The organism is Micromonospora echinofusca, from assembly GCF_017614955.1.
Taxonomy (GTDB): Bacteria; Actinomycetota; Actinomycetes; order Mycobacteriales; family Micromonosporaceae; genus Micromonospora; species Micromonospora echinofusca_A.
In genome coordinates, this window is the sequence record NZ_WVUH01000011.1 from 1 (window position 1) to 18,319 (window position 18,319).

At 71.8% G+C, this 18,319-nt stretch carries 14 protein-coding genes; 11 read left to right on the forward strand and 3 right to left on the reverse strand.

Annotation, left to right across the window (positions count from 1 at the left end):
- Positions 1-999, forward strand: a 999-nt coding sequence (locus GSF22_RS02975) for a DUF3103 family protein (RefSeq protein WP_208811159.1), incomplete at its 5' end; no start/stop codon positions are given.
- Between the two features lie 25 nt (positions 1,000-1,024).
- Complete coding sequence (locus tag GSF22_RS35315) at positions 1,025-3,127, forward strand: AfsR/SARP family transcriptional regulator (RefSeq protein ID WP_208811160.1); 2,103 nt, start codon at positions 1,025-1,027, stop codon at positions 3,125-3,127.
- A 122-nt stretch (positions 3,128-3,249) separates the two neighbouring features.
- On the opposite strand, the gene GSF22_RS02985 is transcribed toward GSF22_RS35315, so the two are convergent.
- On the reverse strand, positions 3,250-3,804 hold the full coding sequence (locus tag GSF22_RS02985) for a murein hydrolase activator EnvC family protein (protein WP_208811161.1): 555 nt from the start codon (positions 3,802-3,804) through the stop codon (positions 3,250-3,252).
- 255 nt (positions 3,805-4,059) lie between these two features.
- Between GSF22_RS02985 and GSF22_RS02990 the strand changes: the two genes are divergently transcribed.
- From GSF22_RS02990 to GSF22_RS03000, 3 genes are all read left to right on the forward strand, one after another.
- On the forward strand, positions 4,060-4,425 hold the full coding sequence (locus GSF22_RS02990; protein WP_208811162.1) for a YciI family protein: 366 nt from the start codon (positions 4,060-4,062) through the stop codon (positions 4,423-4,425).
- A 220-nt stretch (positions 4,426-4,645) separates the two neighbouring features.
- The gene (gene pyk, locus GSF22_RS02995; protein WP_208811163.1) at positions 4,646-6,094 is read left to right on the forward strand and encodes a pyruvate kinase; all 1,449 of its coding nucleotides are present in this window, start codon (positions 4,646-4,648) and stop codon (positions 6,092-6,094) included.
- Positions 6,091-6,975 carry an acyl-CoA thioesterase gene (locus GSF22_RS03000; RefSeq protein WP_208811164.1) on the forward strand — a complete coding sequence of 295 codons (885 nt, stop codon included), beginning with the start codon at positions 6,091-6,093 and terminating at the stop codon, positions 6,973-6,975. Before pyk ends, GSF22_RS03000 begins: the two co-directional genes overlap by 4 nt.
- A gap of 33 nt (positions 6,976-7,008) precedes the next feature.
- On the opposite strand, the gene GSF22_RS03005 is transcribed toward GSF22_RS03000, so the two are convergent.
- Positions 7,009-8,769, reverse strand: a complete 1,761-nt coding sequence (locus GSF22_RS03005) for a substrate-binding and vWA domain-containing protein (protein ID WP_208811165.1) — start codon at positions 8,767-8,769, stop codon at positions 7,009-7,011.
- Between the two features lie 25 nt (positions 8,770-8,794).
- Positions 8,795-10,327: a serine/threonine-protein kinase gene (locus GSF22_RS03010; RefSeq protein ID WP_208811166.1), complete on the reverse strand. Its 1,533-nt coding sequence runs from the start codon at positions 10,325-10,327 to the stop codon at positions 8,795-8,797.
- A 177-nt stretch (positions 10,328-10,504) separates the two neighbouring features.
- Between GSF22_RS03010 and GSF22_RS03015 the strand changes: the two genes are divergently transcribed.
- The 6 genes from GSF22_RS03015 (at position 10,505) to GSF22_RS03040 (ending at position 18,308) form a co-directional block, all read left to right on the forward strand.
- Positions 10,505-10,975, forward strand: a complete 471-nt coding sequence (locus tag GSF22_RS03015; RefSeq protein WP_208811167.1) for an RrF2 family transcriptional regulator — start codon at positions 10,505-10,507, stop codon at positions 10,973-10,975.
- A 135-nt stretch (positions 10,976-11,110) separates the two neighbouring features.
- Positions 11,111-12,124: a sulfite exporter TauE/SafE family protein gene (locus tag GSF22_RS03020; protein WP_208811187.1), complete on the forward strand. Its 1,014-nt coding sequence runs from the start codon at positions 11,111-11,113 to the stop codon at positions 12,122-12,124.
- Complete coding sequence (locus GSF22_RS03025) at positions 12,075-14,666, forward strand: ATP-binding protein (protein ID WP_439957728.1); 2,592 nt, start codon at positions 12,075-12,077, stop codon at positions 14,664-14,666. The genes GSF22_RS03020 and GSF22_RS03025 overlap by 50 nt, the downstream gene beginning before the upstream one ends.
- Positions 14,667-14,668: 2 nt before the next feature.
- Positions 14,669-16,609 carry an MFS transporter gene (locus GSF22_RS03030; RefSeq protein ID WP_208811168.1) on the forward strand — a complete coding sequence of 647 codons (1,941 nt, stop codon included), beginning with the start codon at positions 14,669-14,671 and terminating at the stop codon, positions 16,607-16,609.
- 2 nt (positions 16,610-16,611) lie between these two features.
- Entirely contained in the window at positions 16,612-17,160 is a 549-nt protein-coding gene (locus tag GSF22_RS03035) for a hypothetical protein (RefSeq protein WP_208811169.1), read from the forward strand.
- Positions 17,157-18,308 carry a peptidoglycan DD-metalloendopeptidase family protein gene (locus GSF22_RS03040; protein WP_208811170.1) on the forward strand — a complete coding sequence of 384 codons (1,152 nt, stop codon included), beginning with the start codon at positions 17,157-17,159 and terminating at the stop codon, positions 18,306-18,308. The genes GSF22_RS03035 and GSF22_RS03040 overlap by 4 nt, the downstream gene beginning before the upstream one ends.
- Positions 18,309-18,319 lie beyond the last annotated feature (11 nt).

Below are 18,319 nucleotides of genomic sequence, written 5' to 3' on the forward strand. Positions count from 1 at the left end.
GCCGTGACCGGCGTCCGACCGGTCACCGACGGGCTGGCCCGTACGCTCGCCGCCGCGCTGGCCGACCCCGCCGTCGCGGCCCGGGTCACCGCCGCCGCTGCCGCACAACCCGTCGACCTGGCCACGGTCGCCGGGAACACCCCGCTGGCCGGTCCGGTCCGCGCCGCCAACCAGCGGGTACTGGCCGCCAAGGGACTACCCGCCGACACCGGCTCCCTGCTCCGGCTCCGGCTGGCCCACCCCGACATGCGGGCGGCCCTGGCCCGGGGGGTGACCCCGCTGGTGGCGGCCACCCCCAACGACGACACCCCGACCACGGTGACCGGGTACGACCCGGCCGGCGGCACCGTGGCACTCGACCCGGCCCGGATCCCCACCCGACCGGTGCTCCTGGTCGAGGTGGACACCGCGAAGGCGCTGCCGGCCGGCCTGGCGTACCTGCGCACCGAACTGGCCCGGCGCGGCGTCGGTGACGTGGCCTCCGCCCTGGCACCGGTCACCGCCGCCGCCGGTTACTGGGCCACCAAGGTCACCGCCGTCCGGCTCAGCGACGACGAGGAACCGTGGATCAAGGGCGACGCCGAGATCTACAGCGTGGTCGCCGGCTTCGGCCTCGACGGCAAGGCCAAGGTGGACCTGGTGCAGATGCCGTACCTCAACGAGGACGGCCGGACCTACTACCCGAACCAGCTCCTCGTGCACTACTCGGCGTACAAGTACAACCTGGCCGACGTGGTGATGATGGAGGACGACGGGGACACCAACTACCAGCAGCTCGTCCAGGCCATCGCCAGCGCCCTGCTCACCATCGTCGACGGCGGCGTGTACACCCCGCTGGTCAACGCCATCCTCGCCGCCATCCCCACCTCGTGGTACACCGACGACCCGGACTACGTCGACTCCTGGTACACCCTGGCCACCTACAGCAGCGGGCGGCTCAACGGCGCCTCGGGCAACGGCTGGTTCGACGTGGTGCCGTACTTCGTCGAGGAACTCTGACCCGGCGGCGGATCGGAGGCCGGCGGTGCGGGTAGCGGTCCTGGGACCCCTGACCGTTCAGGTCGGTGGGGAACCGCTCCGCCTCGCCGGCCGCCGGCAGCAGGCCCTCGTGGCGGCCCTCGCCGTGCAACCACGTACCTGCCTGCCGGCCCGGGCGCTCACCGCCCGGGTCTGGCCGGACCGGCCGGCACCCGCCGCGACCGCCCTGCACGTGCTGGTCCACCGGGTCCGTCGGCGCCTGTCGGCGGCGGACCCGGCCGCCGGCGGGCTGCTGCGCAACGACCCGCCGGGGTACCGGCTGGACCTGCCCGACGGTGGCTGCGACCTCGACGACCTGCGGTACCACGCCCGGCAGGCGGAGACCGCCGTCGGCGCGGGCCGGCTGCCCGAGGCCGCGGACGCCGCCGCCCGGGCCCTCGCGCTGGTCCGGGGCGCGCCCTGCGCGGGGCTGTGGTCGGACGCCGACCGGTGGCCCGAACTGGTGGCGGCGGCCGAGGAGGTGCGGGCCATCCGGCGTACCGCGTTCACCGTCCGCCTCCGACTCGGCGACCACGCCGGGGTGCTCCCCGAGATCGAACCGCTGGCCCGGGCCGAACCCACCTGTGAATGGCTGCACGACCTGCTGATGCGCGCCCTCTACCTGGCCGGGCGGCAGCACGACGCGGTCGCCGTGTACACCCGGCTGCGGGCGGCGCTCGCCGGGGAACTCGGACTCGACCCCGGCCCGGGGGTACGCCGCACCTACCGGATGATCCTGGAACACGACCCGGCGCTGCTACCGGTGGCATCCCCGGCCACCCCGACGCCGGCCGCCGCCGACCGGGCGCCGGTGGTCGTGGTGGCCGAGGCGCCCCTGCGCGCCGGCATCGAGGCGCTGCGCCGGGCCGGTACCTTCGCCGTCACCCGGGGCGGCTACCGCGACGCCATCGACTGCTACCGCAGCCTGCTCGGCCTCCAGGAGGACCCGGTGGCCCGCGCGGAGACCCTGCTGCGGCTCGGTGAGGCGCGCTACCACGAGTCGGCCCGGGGGGAACCCGAACTGGCCGCCGCCGCCGCGCTGTTCCGGCAGTGCGGCGAGCCGCAGCGGGCCGCCGAGGCGCTCTCCTGGCGGGCTCGCGCCCGGTGGCTCACCCCACCCGGTGACGGCCAGCGGCTCGATTCCGAGGTACGCCAGGTCCTCGACCTGGTCGACCCGGCCCACCCCAGCGCGGCCGGCGCCGCCGCGCTGACCAACGTCTGCGGTCTGCTGGCGGTGACCGGGCGGACCGGACCCGCGGTCCGCGCCGGACGCCTCGCGGTCGACTGGGCCGACCGGCTCGACCTGCCCCTGCTCGGCCTGCGGGTCCGCAGCAACCTGGCGATCGCCGCTCTGGACGAGGGGGACCGTGGCGCCGTCGACGACCTCGCCGCGGTGCTCGACGGCTACCGGTCCCGGTCCGGTTGGGTACCACCGGCGGCCTGGGTGAACCTCGCCGACGCCGAGGACCGGGTCGGGCGGCTCGCCGCCGCGCGGCGGCACCGGGCGGCGGCGACCCGGGCCGCCGGTGCCCTCGGCGGCAGCGCCGACCTGCCCTGGCTGACCGCCGAGAGCGTGCAGGAGCGCTACCAGCAGGGCCGGTGGGACGAGGCCGAGCGGCTGGCCCGGATGTTCCTGACCGGCCCCGGACAGGAGCACCGGATGGCCGCCGAGGTGCAGCTCGTCCTCGCCCGGATCGCCCTGGCCCGCGCCGCGCCGGACACCGCCCGCCGACACGCCGACGTCGCGCTGCGCCTGGCCCGGCTCAGTGGCGCCCGCGCCGTCCTCGGTCCGGCGCTGGCCCTCCAGGTCCGGCTCGCCGTCCGGGCCGGCGGGCCGACCGCGCGGGTCAGGGCCGCCCTGGACGAGCTGCTCGACCTGGTCGAGGGCACCCTGCTGCCCGGAGCGTTCGGTGCGGACCTGCCGCTGGCGTTGACCGCGGCCGGACTGGCCCCGGCCGACCTGGCCCGGCACGCCCCGGCCGACTCGCCGTGGCTGCGCGCGGCCCGGGCCGTGCTGACCGGGCAGCCGGACCGGGCCGTGCTGATCTACCGGCGGATGGGCAGCCCCGGGGACGCCCGACAGTTGACGGCCCCCGGGGCGTCCGGGTGAGGCGCCCCAGCCACCGGTCCGGTGGGCACCGGCCCGGGTGGTCCCGGACAGCCCACGGCGGCGGTACCCGGAGTGGGGTCCGGGTACCGCCGCCGCTGTGGGTACCGCGTCGGAGCGGTGGGTCAGTTGAGTCCGGCGAAGTCGAACGGGATGGAGTTGGTCCGGGTCACGTTCTGGTAGCACGAGCCGGCCGAGTTCCACACCTGCGGGGTGTTGTAGCGCAGCATCTCGAAGTGCAGGTGGGTGCCGCCGATGCCGGGCGGCGAGACACCGCCGGTGTAGCCCATGTAGCCGATACCGTCGTTACGGGCGAAGTACTCCCCGACCCGCATCCGCGAGACGTACCCGTCGAGGTGGGCGTAGAGGCTGCTCCAGCCGTTGACGTGCGAGATGATCACGTAGTTGCCGTAGCCGCCCGGGTCCCACCCGATGTAGCTGACGGTGCCGCTGTACGCGGCCGAGACCACCGAACGGTAGTTGCCGGCGATGTCGTACCCGTCGTGGTTGTCGTACCCGGGGCAACGGTCGTCGACCTTGCTGGTGATGGTGCCGGTGGCGGGCCACTTCACCGCGCCGTACGCGGCCTGGGCCGGGGCCACCACGGTCACGGTGCCGACGCCGGCCGTGGCCAGGGCCAGGGCCGCCGTGGCGAGCAGTCGCAGGAGCGTTCGTCGCATCAGGGATGCTCCTCGTTTCGAAAGAGGTTCGGGGATTGCCGGCAGGCGCGCGTCCGCGGACAAGCCCAACGTATCGACGTGCGCTTACGTCCCGCTTACACCTGTCGACCGCCCGGGTACCGCGTGCCGGAACCGGCCCCCGACCGGTGTGCGGCGTGCGACGCTGGCCCGACGGGCCGCGCCGACGATCCGTCGGCGGACGGGGCGGTCGGGGCGGTCGGGGAACACGGGCCGCGGGAGCACCGGGAGGGCGTCGTGACGGGAGTGCCGCAGGTCGACTTCGCGCTCGACACGTACGAGTGCATCGTGCTCTACCCCGGTCCGCACGGACGGGCGCTGGAGGAGGAGACCGTGCAGCGTCTCCAGGCCGAGCACCTGCGCCACGTCTCCGCTCTCCAGCAGCGCGGCATCATCCTGGTGGCCGGCTCGGTGGACGGGCCGTCCCGCAACCCCGATCCGCCCTGCGGGTTCGGCCTGTGCCGGACCGGGTCGGTGGCCGACGTCCGGGTGATGGTCGAGGCGGACCCGGCGGTCCAGGGCGGGTTGTACCGGGTCGACGTGATGCGCTTCTACGCCCCGGCCGGTTCGTTGCGCTTCCCGCTGGCCACCGCCGGCAGTTGAGCGCCCGCTCCCGGCCGCTTTGGGGGGAGCCGGCGGTGCGGGTGGGCGTCGAGGTGACCGCGAGCGGTACGATTCCCGGCGCGCGGTCGCTGACGCCCGCCGACAACGTCCCGGTGTGGCGACGCCCGCCGGTCACGCGTGACACACGCGTCGTTGACCTACTGTTCGCAGTTCCGCAAGGGGTCGGTCGGCAGCCCGGCCCGGGGGAGAGACTAGCCTGATGGGCGTGACACGCCGCGCGAAGATTGTCTGCACTCTTGGCCCCGCCACCTCGTCACCGGAGCGGATCCGGGGGCTCGTCGAGGCCGGCATGAACGTGGCGAGGCTCAACTTCAGCCACGGCAGCCACGCCGACCACGAGCAGGTCTACCGCCTGGTCCGGGAGGCCGCCCAGGCCACCGGGCACGCGGTCGCCGTCCTCGCCGACCTCCAGGGTCCGAAGATCCGCCTCGGCCGGTTCGCCGACGGGCCGCACGACTGGCGTACCGGCGACTCGGTGGTGATCACCGGGGACGACATCCTCGGCACCAAGGAGCGGGTGTCCTGCACCTACCGCAAGCTTCCGCAGGAGGTCAAGCCGGGCGACCGGCTGCTGATCGACGACGGGCGGGTCGCCGTCGAGGTCAGCTCGGTCGACGGCAACGACATCCGGTGCCTGGTCACCGAGGGTGGCCCGGTCTCCAACAACAAGGGCGTGTCGCTGCCCAACGTCGCGGTCAGCGTCCCGGCCCTGTCGGAGAAGGACGCCGAGGACCTGCGCTTCGCCCTCGGCCTCGGGGTGGACCTGATCGCCCTCTCCTTCGTCCGTTCGGCGGAGGACATCAAGCTCGTCCAGAACATCATGAGCGAGGCCGGCGTGCACCGGCCGGTGCTGGCCAAGGTCGAGAAGCCGGAGGCGGTCGACAACCTGGAGGCCATCGTCGCCGCGTTCGACGGCGTCATGGTGGCCCGGGGCGACCTGGGCGTGGAACTCCCGCTGGACCAGGTGCCGCTGGTGCAGAAGCGGGCGGTGCAGCTCTGCCGGGAGAACGCCAAGCCGGTCATCGTGGCCACCCAGATGCTCGACTCCATGATCGAGAACTCCCGGCCCACCCGCGCCGAGGCCTCCGACGTGGCCAACGCGGTACTCGACGGCGCGGACGCGGTGATGCTCTCCGGCGAGACCAGCGTCGGCAAGTACCCGGTGCTCACGGTCAGCACCATGGCCAAGATCGTGACCACCACGGAGTCCGGCTCGATCGGGGTGCCCCGGCTCCAGCACGACCCGCGTACCCACGGTGGTGCCCTCACCTCGGCGGCCTCCTCGATCGCCCGCAACATCGGCGCGAAGGCCCTGGTCGCCTTCTCGCAGACCGGCGACACCGTCCGCCGGCTCTCCCGGCTGCACTGCGACCTGCCGCTGCTGGCCTTCACCCCGGTCCCGGAGGTGCGCGACCAGCTCGCCCTCTCCTGGGGCGTGGAGACCTTCCTGATGCCGTTCGTGCAGCACACCGACGACATGTTCCGCCAGGTCGACCAGGCCCTGCTCGGGCTGGGCCGGGCCAACCCCGGTGACTACGTGGTGATCGTCGCGGGCAGCCCGCCCGGCACGCCGGGCTCCACCAACACGCTGCGGGTGCACCAGCTCGGTTCGCTCGTGGACGCGGCGGCGGCGCGGGCACTGCGGTGACCGCGCGGGAGGTGGTCGTCGGCCAGGCCGCCGTCGACGGGCTGCTGGAGGTCCTGGACCTCGCGCAGACCGGCGACATGGCCTTCCAGGGGATGAGCCCCCAGGTCGGCTCGCAGCGGGTGTACGGCGGCCAGGTGGCCGGCCAGGCCCTGGTGGCCGCCGGCCGCACCGTCGACCCCTCCCGCACCGTGCACTCCCTGCACGGCTACTTCGTCCGCCCCGGCGACCCGGCCGAGCCGATCGAGTTCCAGGTGGAGAACGTCCGCGACGGCCGGTCGTTCTCGGTGCGCCGCTCCGTCGCCCTCCAGCACGACAAGCCGATCTTCTTCATGTCGGCCTCGTTCCAGCGGCAGGAGGAGGGGCTGGACCACCAGGCACCCGCCCCGCTGGACGTACCCGGGCCGGACGGCGTACCCACGATGAGCGAGCGGCTCGCCCGCTACCCGGAGCGGCTCGGCATCTGGGCGACCATCCCGCGCCCGATCGACGTGCGCTACGTCGGCGAGCCGGGCTGGGTACGCCCCGGTGACCGGCCCGCCGACCCGCACCAGCGGGTCTGGATGCGCATCGACGGCAAACTGCCCGACGATCCGCTGCTGCACGCCTGCGCCCTGACCTACGCCTCCGACCTGACCCTGCTCGACTCGGTGCTCTCGGTGCACGGCGAGGTCTGGGGGCCGGGCGGTCTGGTCGGGGCGAGCCTGGACCACGCGCTCTGGTTCCACCGGCCGTTCCGGGCCGACGAATGGTTCCTCTACGACTGCTGGAGCCCGTCCGCGTCCGGTGGCCGGGGCCTGGCCACCGGCCGGATGTTCACCGCCGACGGCCGGCAGATCGCCAGCGCCGTCCAGGAAGGGCTGCTGCGTCGGGTGGGCGGCTGAGCCCGGCCGCAGAGCCGCCCCCCGACGGGCCGGTCAGAAACTGCTGACCAGCTTGACGAACGCCTCGTCGATCTTCGCCGGGTCCCGGGCGTCGAACGCCTTACCGGCCGACGCCTTGGCGATCCGGTCCAGGGTCTCGAAGTCGGACTCCTCGTCGAAGGCGATACAGAAGACCTTGACCGGCCGCTCCGGGTCCAACGCGATGTCGGCGAGCAGCCGGTTCAGGTCGGTGTCCTTCGCGTACTCGTTGCGACCGTCGGTGAGGACCACGACCGCGTTGATCCGGTCCGGATCGTAGTTGTCCAGCACGTGCCGGTGCGCGGCCCGTACCGTGGCGTACAGCGCGGTGCCGCCCCCCACCCGCAGTCCGGTGAGCTTCCGGTGGAAACCGTCCTGGTCGAACGGGCCGAGCCCGATCTCCCGGCTGTACGGCGCCCTCGGCCGCTGCGGGGTCTCCGACGAGAACGACCAGAGGCCCACCCGGTCCTCGCTGTTGAGCAGCTTCACCCCGTTGGTGGCGGCGGCGTTCGCCACCTGGAACCGGGTCCGGTTCCCGATGGTGGCCTTCATCGAACCGGAGGTGTCGACGGCGAAGAGGATGTTGGCCTTCTTGCGCAGCGTCCGCCAACTGCTCAGCATCGACGCCACCACCTGCGGCTCCGGCGGGGCGAAGTAGGAGAGCGCCCCGGCGTCGCGGGACCGTACCGTGGAGATCAGGTCGGCGGAGGCGTTGCCCTCGTGGTCGCGGAACCCCTCCGCGGCGAAGCTGCGCTGCTGCGGGGCGTCCTGGAGGAAGGCGAGGAAGTCGGCGGCGGCCTCCCGCTGCTCCGGGCTGGCCGACGGGAGCACCACGTACGGGTGGTCGAGGTTGTAGGTGCCCTCCCGGGGATGGATCGCGACCAGCGGCACCTTCGGCTTGCGACCCGGGACCGGGCTGACCCTACCCTCGTTGTAGAGGTAGACCAGCTCCTCCTGCATGACGATCGCGCTCAGGTCACTGGCGGCCGTACCGCTCGCGTCGGCTTCGGCGAGATCCCGGATCAGCTCCACCGCGTCGTCGCTGTAGTGCGACACGTTCGCCTCGATCCGCCGGACGAACTGGGTCACCGCCGGCTGGGTCAGGTCCTCCACGGTCAGGTCGCTGGACCGGTCCACCGCCGCGTAGTAGATGGCCAGGGTGGCGGCCAGCCCGGAGGTCGACGTGTTGGGATTGTCCCGGCCGAAGGTGAACCGGCCCCACTCCGGACGACCGTACTCGGCCCAGCCGCTGCTGCCGGAGAGCCCGAGGATCTCGCCCCAGCCGAGCCGGCCGCGCTGCTGGACCAGCTCGGCCTTCTCCTGCGGCATGGCGATGACCAGCGGGCTGCTGGCGATCGACGGGAACTTGCCCGGGGTCTGCGGCTCACGACCCGCCTTCTCGTCGAGGATCCGGAGCTGCCCGGCCCACAACGACGAGGTCGGCAGCCACACCTGCGGGACCGGCAGCCCGGGGGCCACGCTCGACCACCCCTCCGCCAGGGCCTCCATCGCCTTGCCCGAGGTGAACCCGTGCACGCTGACCGTGGCGCACCGGTCACCGAACCGCCGGTCACTGCGGTTGTACCGTTCGGCGAGGCCGACCAGCAGGTCGTCCTTCTCGGTGGAGGAGCTCACCTCCAGCGGTACGCAGTCCGTCCGGTCCGCGCCGGGGGACGGCCGGACGACCAGGTATGCCGTGGCGATCACGGCGAGCCCGGCGAGCACGGCAACGGTGTACGGCAGCCAGGGGCGCGCCTTGGGTCGACCGGAAACCATCGGATCCTCCCAGTGGTCGGCCGGGTCAGGAGCGGCTCGTCGCCCGGCCGTCGTCTACCGTTCCATTGTGGCTGGTGTCTGCACCCGGCCCACGGTCGTCCGGACCGGTACCGTCGGTCACGATCGTGGCGACCAGCAGGCGAACACTGTAGACGATGGCGAAGGTCGCCGTGCCCACCAGCGCGGCCCGGTCGACCGCGGCCGACGCCACGTAGCCGACCGCGCCACCGACCGAGCCGAGGAAGATGGCGGCCGAGATCCCCCACGCGTCGCCGGCCTGCCGGGCCGCGCGGCGGTGCCAGGTGTCCGGCGCGGCCGACGCTGTCCCGGTACCCGCCGGGACCGGCCGGGTCGGGGTGCCCGGCCCGCCGGAGAACGCGCCGGGCCGTTCCTGCGCGACGGGTCGTTCCTGCGCGACGGGTCGTTCCTGCGCGACGGGTCGTTCGTGCGCGACGGGTCGTTCCTGCGCGACGGGTCGTTCGTGCGCGACGGGTCGTTCGTGCGCGACGGGTCGTTCGTGCGCGACGGGTCGTTCGTGCGCGACGGGTCGTTCGTGCGCGACGGGTCGTTCGTGCGCGACGGGTCGTTCGTGCGCGACGGGTCGTTCGTGCGCGACGGGTCGTTCGTGCGCGACCGGCCGTTCGTGCGCGACCGGCCGTTCCTGCGCCGGCGACGGCGTCACCATGGTGACCGCCTCCTCGGCAGCGCTGAACATGGTGCCGATCGGTGGTGACGAGGCCAGGTCGGCCCCGCTGTACCCGAGCAGCAGCATCAGCACCTCCTGGGCCCGGGGACGGTCCTCGGGGTCCTTCGTCAGGCACCGCTGCACCAGCTCCGCGAGCCCGCCGGAGAGCCCGGCCAGGTCCGGTGGCTCGTGCAGCACCCGGTTCATCACCGCCATGACCGGGCTGGTGCCGAAGGGCGGGCGCCCGGTCGCGGCGAAGGCGATCGTCGCCGCCCAGGCGAAGACGTCGGCCGGCGGGGCGATCTCCTCGCCACGGAACCGCTCCGGCGCCATGTACGGCGCCGTCCCCATGATCCGGCTGGTCTGCGTCTCGGTCGCGTCGAGCGCCCGGGCGATACCGAAATCGATCACCCGGGGCCCGTCGGCGCCGAGGATGACGTTGTCCGGTTTCAGGTCACAGTGGACCACGTCGGACAGGTGGATCGCGGCGAGTGCGGCGGCCGTGCCGACGGCCAACCGGTGCAGGGCGTTGCCGCTGATCGGGCCGGTGTCGCGGACCCGGCGCTGCAACGTCTGGCCCTCGATGTACTCGCTGACCACGTAGGGCGGCTCGGCGTCCAGGTCGGCGAAGAGGATCTGCGCCGTGCAGAACGAGGCGACCCGTCGGGCGGCGGCGATCTCCCGGACGAACTGGGCCTTCGCCTTCGGGTTGTGCCGCAGGTCCACGTTGATCATCTTGACCGCGACCCGGTTCGCCTGGTCGTCCAGACCCAGGTAGACCACGCCCTGGCCGCCGGCCCCGAGTCGCCCTACCAGCCGGTACGGACCCGCCGCCCGGGGGTCGTAACTGCCCAGCGGCACAATGTCCGGCATCGCCGCCCCATTCAGCCCGGTGAATTCCGCTCCACGACGCCCGTGCCGTGCAGCCGGTCACCGGTCGAGGACACCGGTATCGTGTCACGACTTCGTCGGCGACGGCAGCCGGCACCTGGCCGATCGGCTGAGGGGCGGCCGACCAGCCGGCTGATGAGGGCAGATACCCTTGCCGGCATGCGTCTCTCCGCCCGGGTCGACTACGCGCTGCGGGCCGCCGCCGAGCTCGCGGCGGTCGCTGATCCCGACAACCTCGGCCGGGCCCGGCCGCTCACCGCCGAGCAGATCGCCCGTGCCCAGGCGATCCCGCCGAAGTTCCTGGAGAGCATCCTGCTCCAGTTGCGGCGGGGCGGGATCGTCCATGCCCAGCGGGGACCGGAGGGTGGTTACTGGCTGGCCCGCCCGGCCGGGGAGATCTCCCTGGCCGAGGTGATCCGGGTGATCGACGGGCCGTTGGCCCACGTCCGGGGACAGCGACCGGAGGAGCTGGGGTACGCCGGCGCGGCCCAGGCCCTCCAGGAGGTGTGGATCGCCCTGCGGGCCAGTGAACGGCAGATCCTGGAACTGGTCACCGTCGCCGATGTCGCCGCCGGCCGGCTGCCCGACCAGGTGCGCGAGCTCGTCGCCGATCCCCGCGCCTGGTCCTGAGGCGTTTCTCCCCACTTCTCCCGGTCGCTCCTGCCGGTCGGCATCCCGTCACCCGGTAGGGACTTGACCGGTGGCCGGCGCGTGCCGCATTCTCGACCAAGTCGATAGGAGATGCCGAAAAGTCTGGGGGCGCTCGTGCGTAAGCTGCTGATCCTCGCCGTGGTGGGGCTCATCGCACAGCTCGTCGACGGTGCGCTCGGGATGGCGTACGGGCTGACCTCGTCGACCCTGCTGCTCCTGGTCGGGGTCGCGCCCGCTGCCGCGTCGGCCTCGGTGCACCTGGCCGAGATCGGTACCACGCTCGCCGCCGGGTTCGCCCACTGGCGCTTCGGCAACGTCGACTGGCGGGTGGTCGCCCGGATCGCCGTACCCGGCGCGGTGGGCGCCTTCGCCGGGGCAACCTTCCTCAGTTCGATCTCGACCGCCGCTGCCGCACCCTGGATGGCCGGCATCCTGTTCACCCTCGGCGCGTACCTGCTGGTCCGCTTCTCCCGCCCGTTGCGCGCCAACCGCGCCGCCGGGCCGTTGCGGGCCCGCTTCCTCTCTCCGCTCGGGCTGGTCGCCGGGTTCGTCGACGCCACCGGCGGCGGCGGGTGGGGGCCGGTCGCCACCCCGGCGCTGCTGGTGTCCGGCCGGATGGAGCCACGCAAGGTGATCGGTTCGGTGGACACCGCCGAGTTCGTCGTCGCCGGCGCGGCCAGCATCGGCTTCCTCATCGGTCTGGGCAGCGAGGGCTTCCTGCTGCCGACGGTGCTCGCCCTGCTGATCGGCGGCCTGATCGCCGCCCCGGTCGCGGCCTGGCTGGTCCGGATCGTCCCGGCCCAACTGCTCGGCGCCACCATCGGCGGGGTCATCGTGCTGACCAACTCCCGTACCCTGTTCCGCGCCGCCGAGGTGACCGGCCCGCTCAGCCTGGTCGGGTACGCGCTGCTCGCGGTCGGCTGGGTGGTCGCCCTGGTGTTCGCCGTCCGGGCGCTGCGCCGGACCCGCCGGGCCCGGGCCGTCGCCGCAGCGGCCGTCGAGGGTACCCGGACCGACGTCACCGCCGCCGGGCCGCTGGCCGCCGACGCGCCGGTCGGGGCGGCGGAGGTCCGCGCCGGTGAAGCCGACCCGGGTACGCGCACCCAAGATCAAGTTCGGGGACCGTGACCCGGCCATCGAACTCGCCATCACCGAGATCGCCGGTCACCTCACCTTCACCCCGAACACCGTCACCGCCTGGTACTGGCTGCCCGAGGTGCGCTGGGCGTTCCGCCCGGACGCGGAACGGGAGGCCCTGCTCGCCGCCATCTCCGAGCAGTACGCCGGTCTCGCCGGCTTCCGGCTGCACCTGCGCCGGACCACCCGGCCCTTCCCGGCCGACGAGTGGGCCCGCACCATCGACGCGCACACCCCGCGCCCCCTGCCTGAGGTGCCCGGTACCCCCACCTGGTCCGACCACCTGGTCGCCGCCCAACGGCACCTGCTCTCGGTGAACCACGCCGAGGGGCAGACCTACCTGGGGGTCACCTTCGCCCGGCGTTCCCTGGGCGACTCCTTCACCGAGCGGCTGCTGCGCACCTTCGGACGGGGCGTCGCCGAGGGGGAACGCCGCAAACTGGGCCGTACCGTCGAACAGTTCGACGAGGTACTCGGCGCCTTCGGCATGCGTGGTCGGCAGGTCACCCCGCAGGAGTTGGAGTGGCTGCTCTACCGGTCCGTCGCGCTCTGCATGGCGCCGCCCGGCGTCCTCTCCCCGGTCACCAACGGGCACTGGGAGCGCGGGGACCTGCTCGCCCTCACCGAGCAGGTCGAGCGGTACCGCACGCCGTACGGCTCGACGGTCAAACTGGTCAACCGGATGACCGGCGAGGAACGGCACGTCGCCGTCCTCGCGGTGGGTCGGATGGAGCCCCTGGAGATTCCCGAGCGGCACGAGCCGTGGCTGCACTTCCACGAGCGGCTGCCCTGGCCGATGGAACTCTCCACCCGGGTCGACATCCTCGGCTCCGGTGACTCCTTCCGCAACCTCGAACACCGGCTCCGGATGATCCGCTCCCAGCAGCTCGACTACGCCGAGCACGGCATCGACGCCCCACCGGAGCTGGAACGGCTGGCCAAGCGTGCCCTGGTGATCGGGGACGAGATGACCACCGGTCTGCCGGTGGACTCCGCCCGTGCCCACGGCTGGCACCGCATCGCCGTCGGCGGTCGTACCCGCGAGGAGTGCCTGGAACGGGCGCGCCGGTTGATCCAGCTCTACTCCCGGGAACTGCGGATCTCGCTCCAGCACCCGAAGAACCAGGACTGGCTGGCACGCGAGTTCATCCCCGGCGAGCCGATCGCCAACACCGGCTACATCCGCCGGATGCCGGTCAACCTGCTCGCAGCGGCGCTACCGCAGGCCGCCTCCACCGTCGGCGACCGGCGCGGCGACCTGATCGGTCGGACGGCCGGCACCTGCCGCCGGCCCGTCTTCCTCGACCTGCACTTCCCGATGGAGGTACGGGAACGCTCCGGACTCGCGGTCTTCGTGGCCGAACCGGGTGGTGGAAAGTCCACCCTGCTCGGCGCACTCGGCTACCTGGCCGCCCGGCGGGGGGTACAGGTCACCCTGCTCGACCCCTCCGGTCCACTCGCCCGGCTCTGCGCGATGCCCGAGCTGCGCCCGTACTCCCGGGTACTCAACCTGACCGGGTCGGAGCACGGCACGCTGGCGCCGTACTCGCTCATCCCGACCCCGCTACGCAGCGAGTTCCCCGTGGGGGCCGCCGGCGACCGGGAGTTCGAGATCGCCATCTCCAACGCCCGGGCCGAACGCCGGATGCTCGTGCAGGACATCTGCATGATGCTGGTGCCACCCCAGGTGGCCCGCGAGGCGTCCACCGCCACCCTGTTCCGGCACGCCGTACGCCAGGTGCCGGCCGAGGAGACCTCCACCCTCGACGACGTGGTCGCCTGCCTCAGCCAGCTCGACGACGACGCCGGCCGGGAACTGGCCAACCTGCTCCTCGACACGGCCGAGATGCCGTTGGCGCTGCTCTTCTTCGGCCGCCCGCCGGAGGGGCTGCTCGGTGCCGACGCCGCGCTCACCGTGATCACCATGGCCGGCCTCCGACTCCCCGACCTCAAAATCGAGCGGGAGTACTGGTCAGCTGAGGAGGCACTGGCCCTGCCGATGCTGCACACCGCCCACCGGCTCGCAGTCCGGCGCTGCTACGGCGGCTCGATGTCGTCCCGGAAGATGGTCGGCCTCGACGAGGCGCACTTCATGGAGGGTTGGCGCTCCGGTCGGTCGTTCCTGGTCCGACTCGCCCGGGACTCCCGGAAGTGGAACCTCGCCGCCCTGGTCGCCTCGCAGAACCCGCGCGACATCCTCGGGCTCGACGTGCAGAACCTCGTCTCCACCGTCTTCGTCGGCCGGATCGCCGAGGACGCCGAGATCGCGACCGAGGCGCTGCGACTGCTCCGTGTCCCCGTCAACGACGGGTACGAGGCCACCCTCGCCTCACTGTCGAGCGTGGACGCCTCATCCGCCTCCCGGCTGGGCTTCCGGGAGTTCGTCATGCGCGACGTCGACGGACGCGTGCAGAAGGTACGGGTCGACGTCTCGTACGTCGAAGGACTGCTCGAACACCTGGACACCACCCCCACCACGGTGGCGGCGACCGCCGCCAACCTGCCGTCCATCGTGTCGGACCTGGAGGCGTGAAAATGGCGCGGGCCGGAGCACGCATCGCCTCGTCGATCCTCGCCGTCGCCGTACTCGCGGTGATGACGATCGCTTGGCCGGTGGTCTCCCCGGCCACCGCCGCTCCACCCCCCGCCAGAGCCCTCAGCAACGTCTGCACCACGGAGGAATGGCAGGCCGACTTCCGGGCCTGCGTGGACAAGCTCCAAGATGTGAGCGAAGCAACCGTCAAATGCCGCAAGGCACCGGAGCCAAGCACACCCGACTCCGGTCTCGCCGGCTGGTTCGCTGCACGTCCCGAATCCGCCAAACTGCCTGGCCCGCAGGGTCTCTACAGCGAGTACGGATACGCCGGCTACAGCTATATCACCTACGACATCGACGAGGGCTGCGCCTCTGCCGTCCTTCACCCGGACTACCGCTTCACCACGATGGTGGCGAACGCGGAGTTCATGTTCGCCACCTCCGTCATCGGGGCGTCGAACGCGCTCCGGGAGCGGGCCTGGGACCCCGGATCGATGTGGAGTTGGGCCGATCCGCTGGTGGAACAGGCCACCAAGGCCATCTACCAGAAGGTGTTCAGCGTCTTCGGCATCATCACACTCTGTGTGGTGGGTCTCTACCTGCTCTGGCGGTCACGCCAGTCGGACATGAGCAACGCGATCACCACCGCCGGATGGGCCCTGCTGGTCATGGTGGCCGTCACGGCGCTCGCAGCCTGGCCGGTCAAGTCGGCGAACATCGCCGACAGCACCCTGGTGACCACGCTCGGCGTGGTCCACGACGCAGTCGGTCCAGCCGCCCGTGATGTGCCACCGGAAAAGTGCGCTCTCCCAAATCCTGATGCCTGCAAGGACAAGCGCCCCCCGGCTGTTCGGGCCAGTGACACGGCAGCTGAGACGATGCTCTACCGCAACTGGCTGCGGGGCATCCTCGGCTCGGCGGACAGTGAAACTGCCAAGAGGTACGGGCAGGCGCTCTACGACGCCAAGTCCCTGTCCTGGGAGGAGGCCGAAAAGCTCCGCGCCAACCCCGCCACCCGCACCGCAACGCTCGAAGCAAAGAAACAGCAGTGGGCCAAGGTCGCCGAGCAGATCAAGACCGAGGATCCGGAGGCGTACGAGTACCTCAGGGGCGTGCGCGACATGGACCGCATCGGGGCTGGTTTCATCGCGGCCCTGGCCGCAGTGCTCTTCGCGATGTTCGACCTGACCGCCTCGCTGCTGGTGCTCCTCGGTTTCCTGATCTTCCGGTGGGCGGTTGTCGCCGCGCCGGTCCTCGGCACCGTCGGTCTGATGCGTCCGGCGAGCGCCGGTCTGCGCCGTCTCGCCAACGCGGTGGTCGCAGCCATCTTCAACATCGCGATCTTCGGCACCGGCGCGGCGATCTATCTCTTCGCCGTGGACCTGGTCATGAGCACACCCACCCTGCCCGGCTGGCTCCAAGTGGTGCTGGTCTGGCTCTGCGGCGTCGTCGGCTGGTTGCTACTCCGCCCCTACCGTCGGATCACCCAGCTTGGCGGAAAGGAGAGCAGCGAGGCAGCCGGCAGTTCCTGGCATCGCCGTTTCTTCCGCGACATGCGGGCCGCCTCACGGATCGATGCCAGCGAGCCGGACCAGCTCGACACCAGGTCCGGACGACGCCGGCCAGTACAGGCGGAACAGACCAATCTACGTCCGGAGGCTCGCCTCGAAGATCCGGCACACACCGCCCCACCCCGTACCGAGGGTCCGGCGCCCCGCTCCGACGGACGTGAACGCGCTGAGGAGCAGAAGGCTCCAGGTGACCGGCCGGAGAGCCGGAACGGGCCCGGCGCAGCGCCCCGCCAGCGTCGACGGGAACCGGCTGCCTGGACCGAGCCGGACGTGCCAGAGGAGAGCCCGTCCTTCGTGATCTACCGGCCTGACTCCGCCGAACGCGCCCCGGCAAAGCCGGCTCCCCGGGTGCGATCCGAGGCGAGGTAACGATGCGGCGGGCGGTCGAATTCCTCGCGACCCGGGTCCTCCGGTCCCGGCTGGGCGTCGCCCTGGGGATAGCCATGGTGGTACTCGGCATCATCGGAGCGGCGAGGCTGTTCTCAGGGCCTGCCGATCCAGGCTCCGGACTGGGTAATCCGCCCAGTCGGCCGATCACAACGGTCGATCCGACGACCGGTGACGACGGGCTGATCGCAACCGGCCCGCCGCCCTCACCGTCCATCCGGCCGGGTGCTGCCAGCCCTGAAACGATGGCGCAGCGGTTCACCACCGCCTGGCTGGGCCGTACGGGTATGACCCCTGACCAGTGGCGTGCAGCGCTACGGCCCCTGTCAACTGCCACGCTCAACGAGGAACTGGCGGAGGCTGATCCGTCGACGGTGCCTGCGCAGCGGGCAGTGGGAGAAGCCGAGCTCGTACCCCGGACCGCGTCGTTCGTCGAGGTGACGATCCCGTTGGACAACGGGCGGCTGAGACTTGAATTGGTCGGACCGGACGGGTCCTGGTTGGTGGACGCGGTGGACTGGGAGCAGCCATGAATGATGCGAAGAACGGCGTCATCGGCCCGCGTCGCCCCATTCGGGTGGCTGCTCTGGCCACAGCCCTGACCGGCGCGCTGCTGCTGCTCTGCTGCACCGGCGGGGCGGGTGCCTTCCTGCTGACCGAACTGGGTGGCGACACCGACGATCCGGTAACGAACTCACTGGAGGGCTGCGGTCGTGGCGGCGTGATCGACGTCCGTGGAAAGATGCCGCGGATCGACGGTTACGGCGACAGCCAGATCCGGAATGCAGCGATCATCATCAAGGTGGGGGCGGACATGAAGGTGCCACCCCGTGGTTGGGTCATCGCCGTCGCCACCGCGATGCAGGAATCGAGACTGAGTAACCTCGGTCACCTCGGATCGCGCAATGATCACGATTCACTCGGCCTGTTCCAACAGCGACCGAGCCAGGGCTGGGGCACACCAGAGCAGTTGCAGGATCCCGCATATGCGGCGCGGAAGTTCTACGAGAAGCTGGTCACCGTCAAGAACTGGCAGCAGATGAGCCTGACCCGGGCCGCCCAGCGGGTACAGCGAAGCGCCTTCCCGGATGCCTACGCGAAACACGAACCGGTAGCCACGAAAATTGTCGACGCACTGGCGGACGGTGCCGCGCAGACGGTGGAGATCGGGAATCGCCGGGCCTGCCAGGCTGCGGCCCGGGGCAACATTGCGGCGTCGGGCTGGACGGCGCCGATCCCCGGGGGAGTGGGGTCGGGTTTCCGCACCGCTGAACGCCCAGCTCACAACGGCGTCGACATCGCCGCACCGAAGGGCACTCTCATCCGGGCCGCCACCACCGGCCGTGTGATCGTCTCCCGGTGCGACCCGGACAGCCGAGGTCGGGAAAGCTGCAACGTCGACGGATATCCAGGCAAGGGTGGTTGCGGTTGGTTCGTCGACATTCTCCACGCAAACGACTACATCACCCGCTACTGTCACATGATCCGTAAGCCGCAGGTGATCGTCGGGCAGAGCGTCCAGGCCGGGCAGGTCATCGGCGAGGTGGGCAGCAGTGGAAACTCCTCCGGCCCCCACCTGCACTTCGAAGTGCATGTCAGCGCGGACCGGAGCAGCCGTGGTGCGGTTGATCCGGTACCCTTCATGCGCTCCCGGGGCGCTCCGCTCAACGGAGCTCCATGACCTACCTGGCA

Coding starts and splice junctions, on each gene's coding strand:
- GSF22_RS02985 (WP_208811161.1), bottom strand. CDS start 3,804: ATGCGACGAACGCTCCTGCGACTGCTCGCCACGGCGGCCCTGGCCCTG.
- pyk (WP_208811163.1), top strand. CDS start 4,646: ATGGGCGTGACACGCCGCGCGAAGATTGTCTGCACTCTTGGCCCCGCC.
- GSF22_RS03005 (WP_208811165.1), bottom strand. CDS start 8,769: ATGGTTTCCGGTCGACCCAAGGCGCGCCCCTGGCTGCCGTACACCGTT.
- GSF22_RS03010 (WP_208811166.1), bottom strand. CDS start 10,327: ATGCCGGACATTGTGCCGCTGGGCAGTTACGACCCCCGGGCGGCGGGT.
- GSF22_RS03015 (WP_208811167.1), top strand. CDS start 10,505: ATGCGTCTCTCCGCCCGGGTCGACTACGCGCTGCGGGCCGCCGCCGAG.
- GSF22_RS03030 (WP_208811168.1), top strand. CDS start 14,669: ATGGCGCGGGCCGGAGCACGCATCGCCTCGTCGATCCTCGCCGTCGCC.
- GSF22_RS03035 (WP_208811169.1), top strand. CDS start 16,612: ATGCGGCGGGCGGTCGAATTCCTCGCGACCCGGGTCCTCCGGTCCCGG.
- GSF22_RS03040 (WP_208811170.1), top strand. CDS start 17,157: ATGAATGATGCGAAGAACGGCGTCATCGGCCCGCGTCGCCCCATTCGG.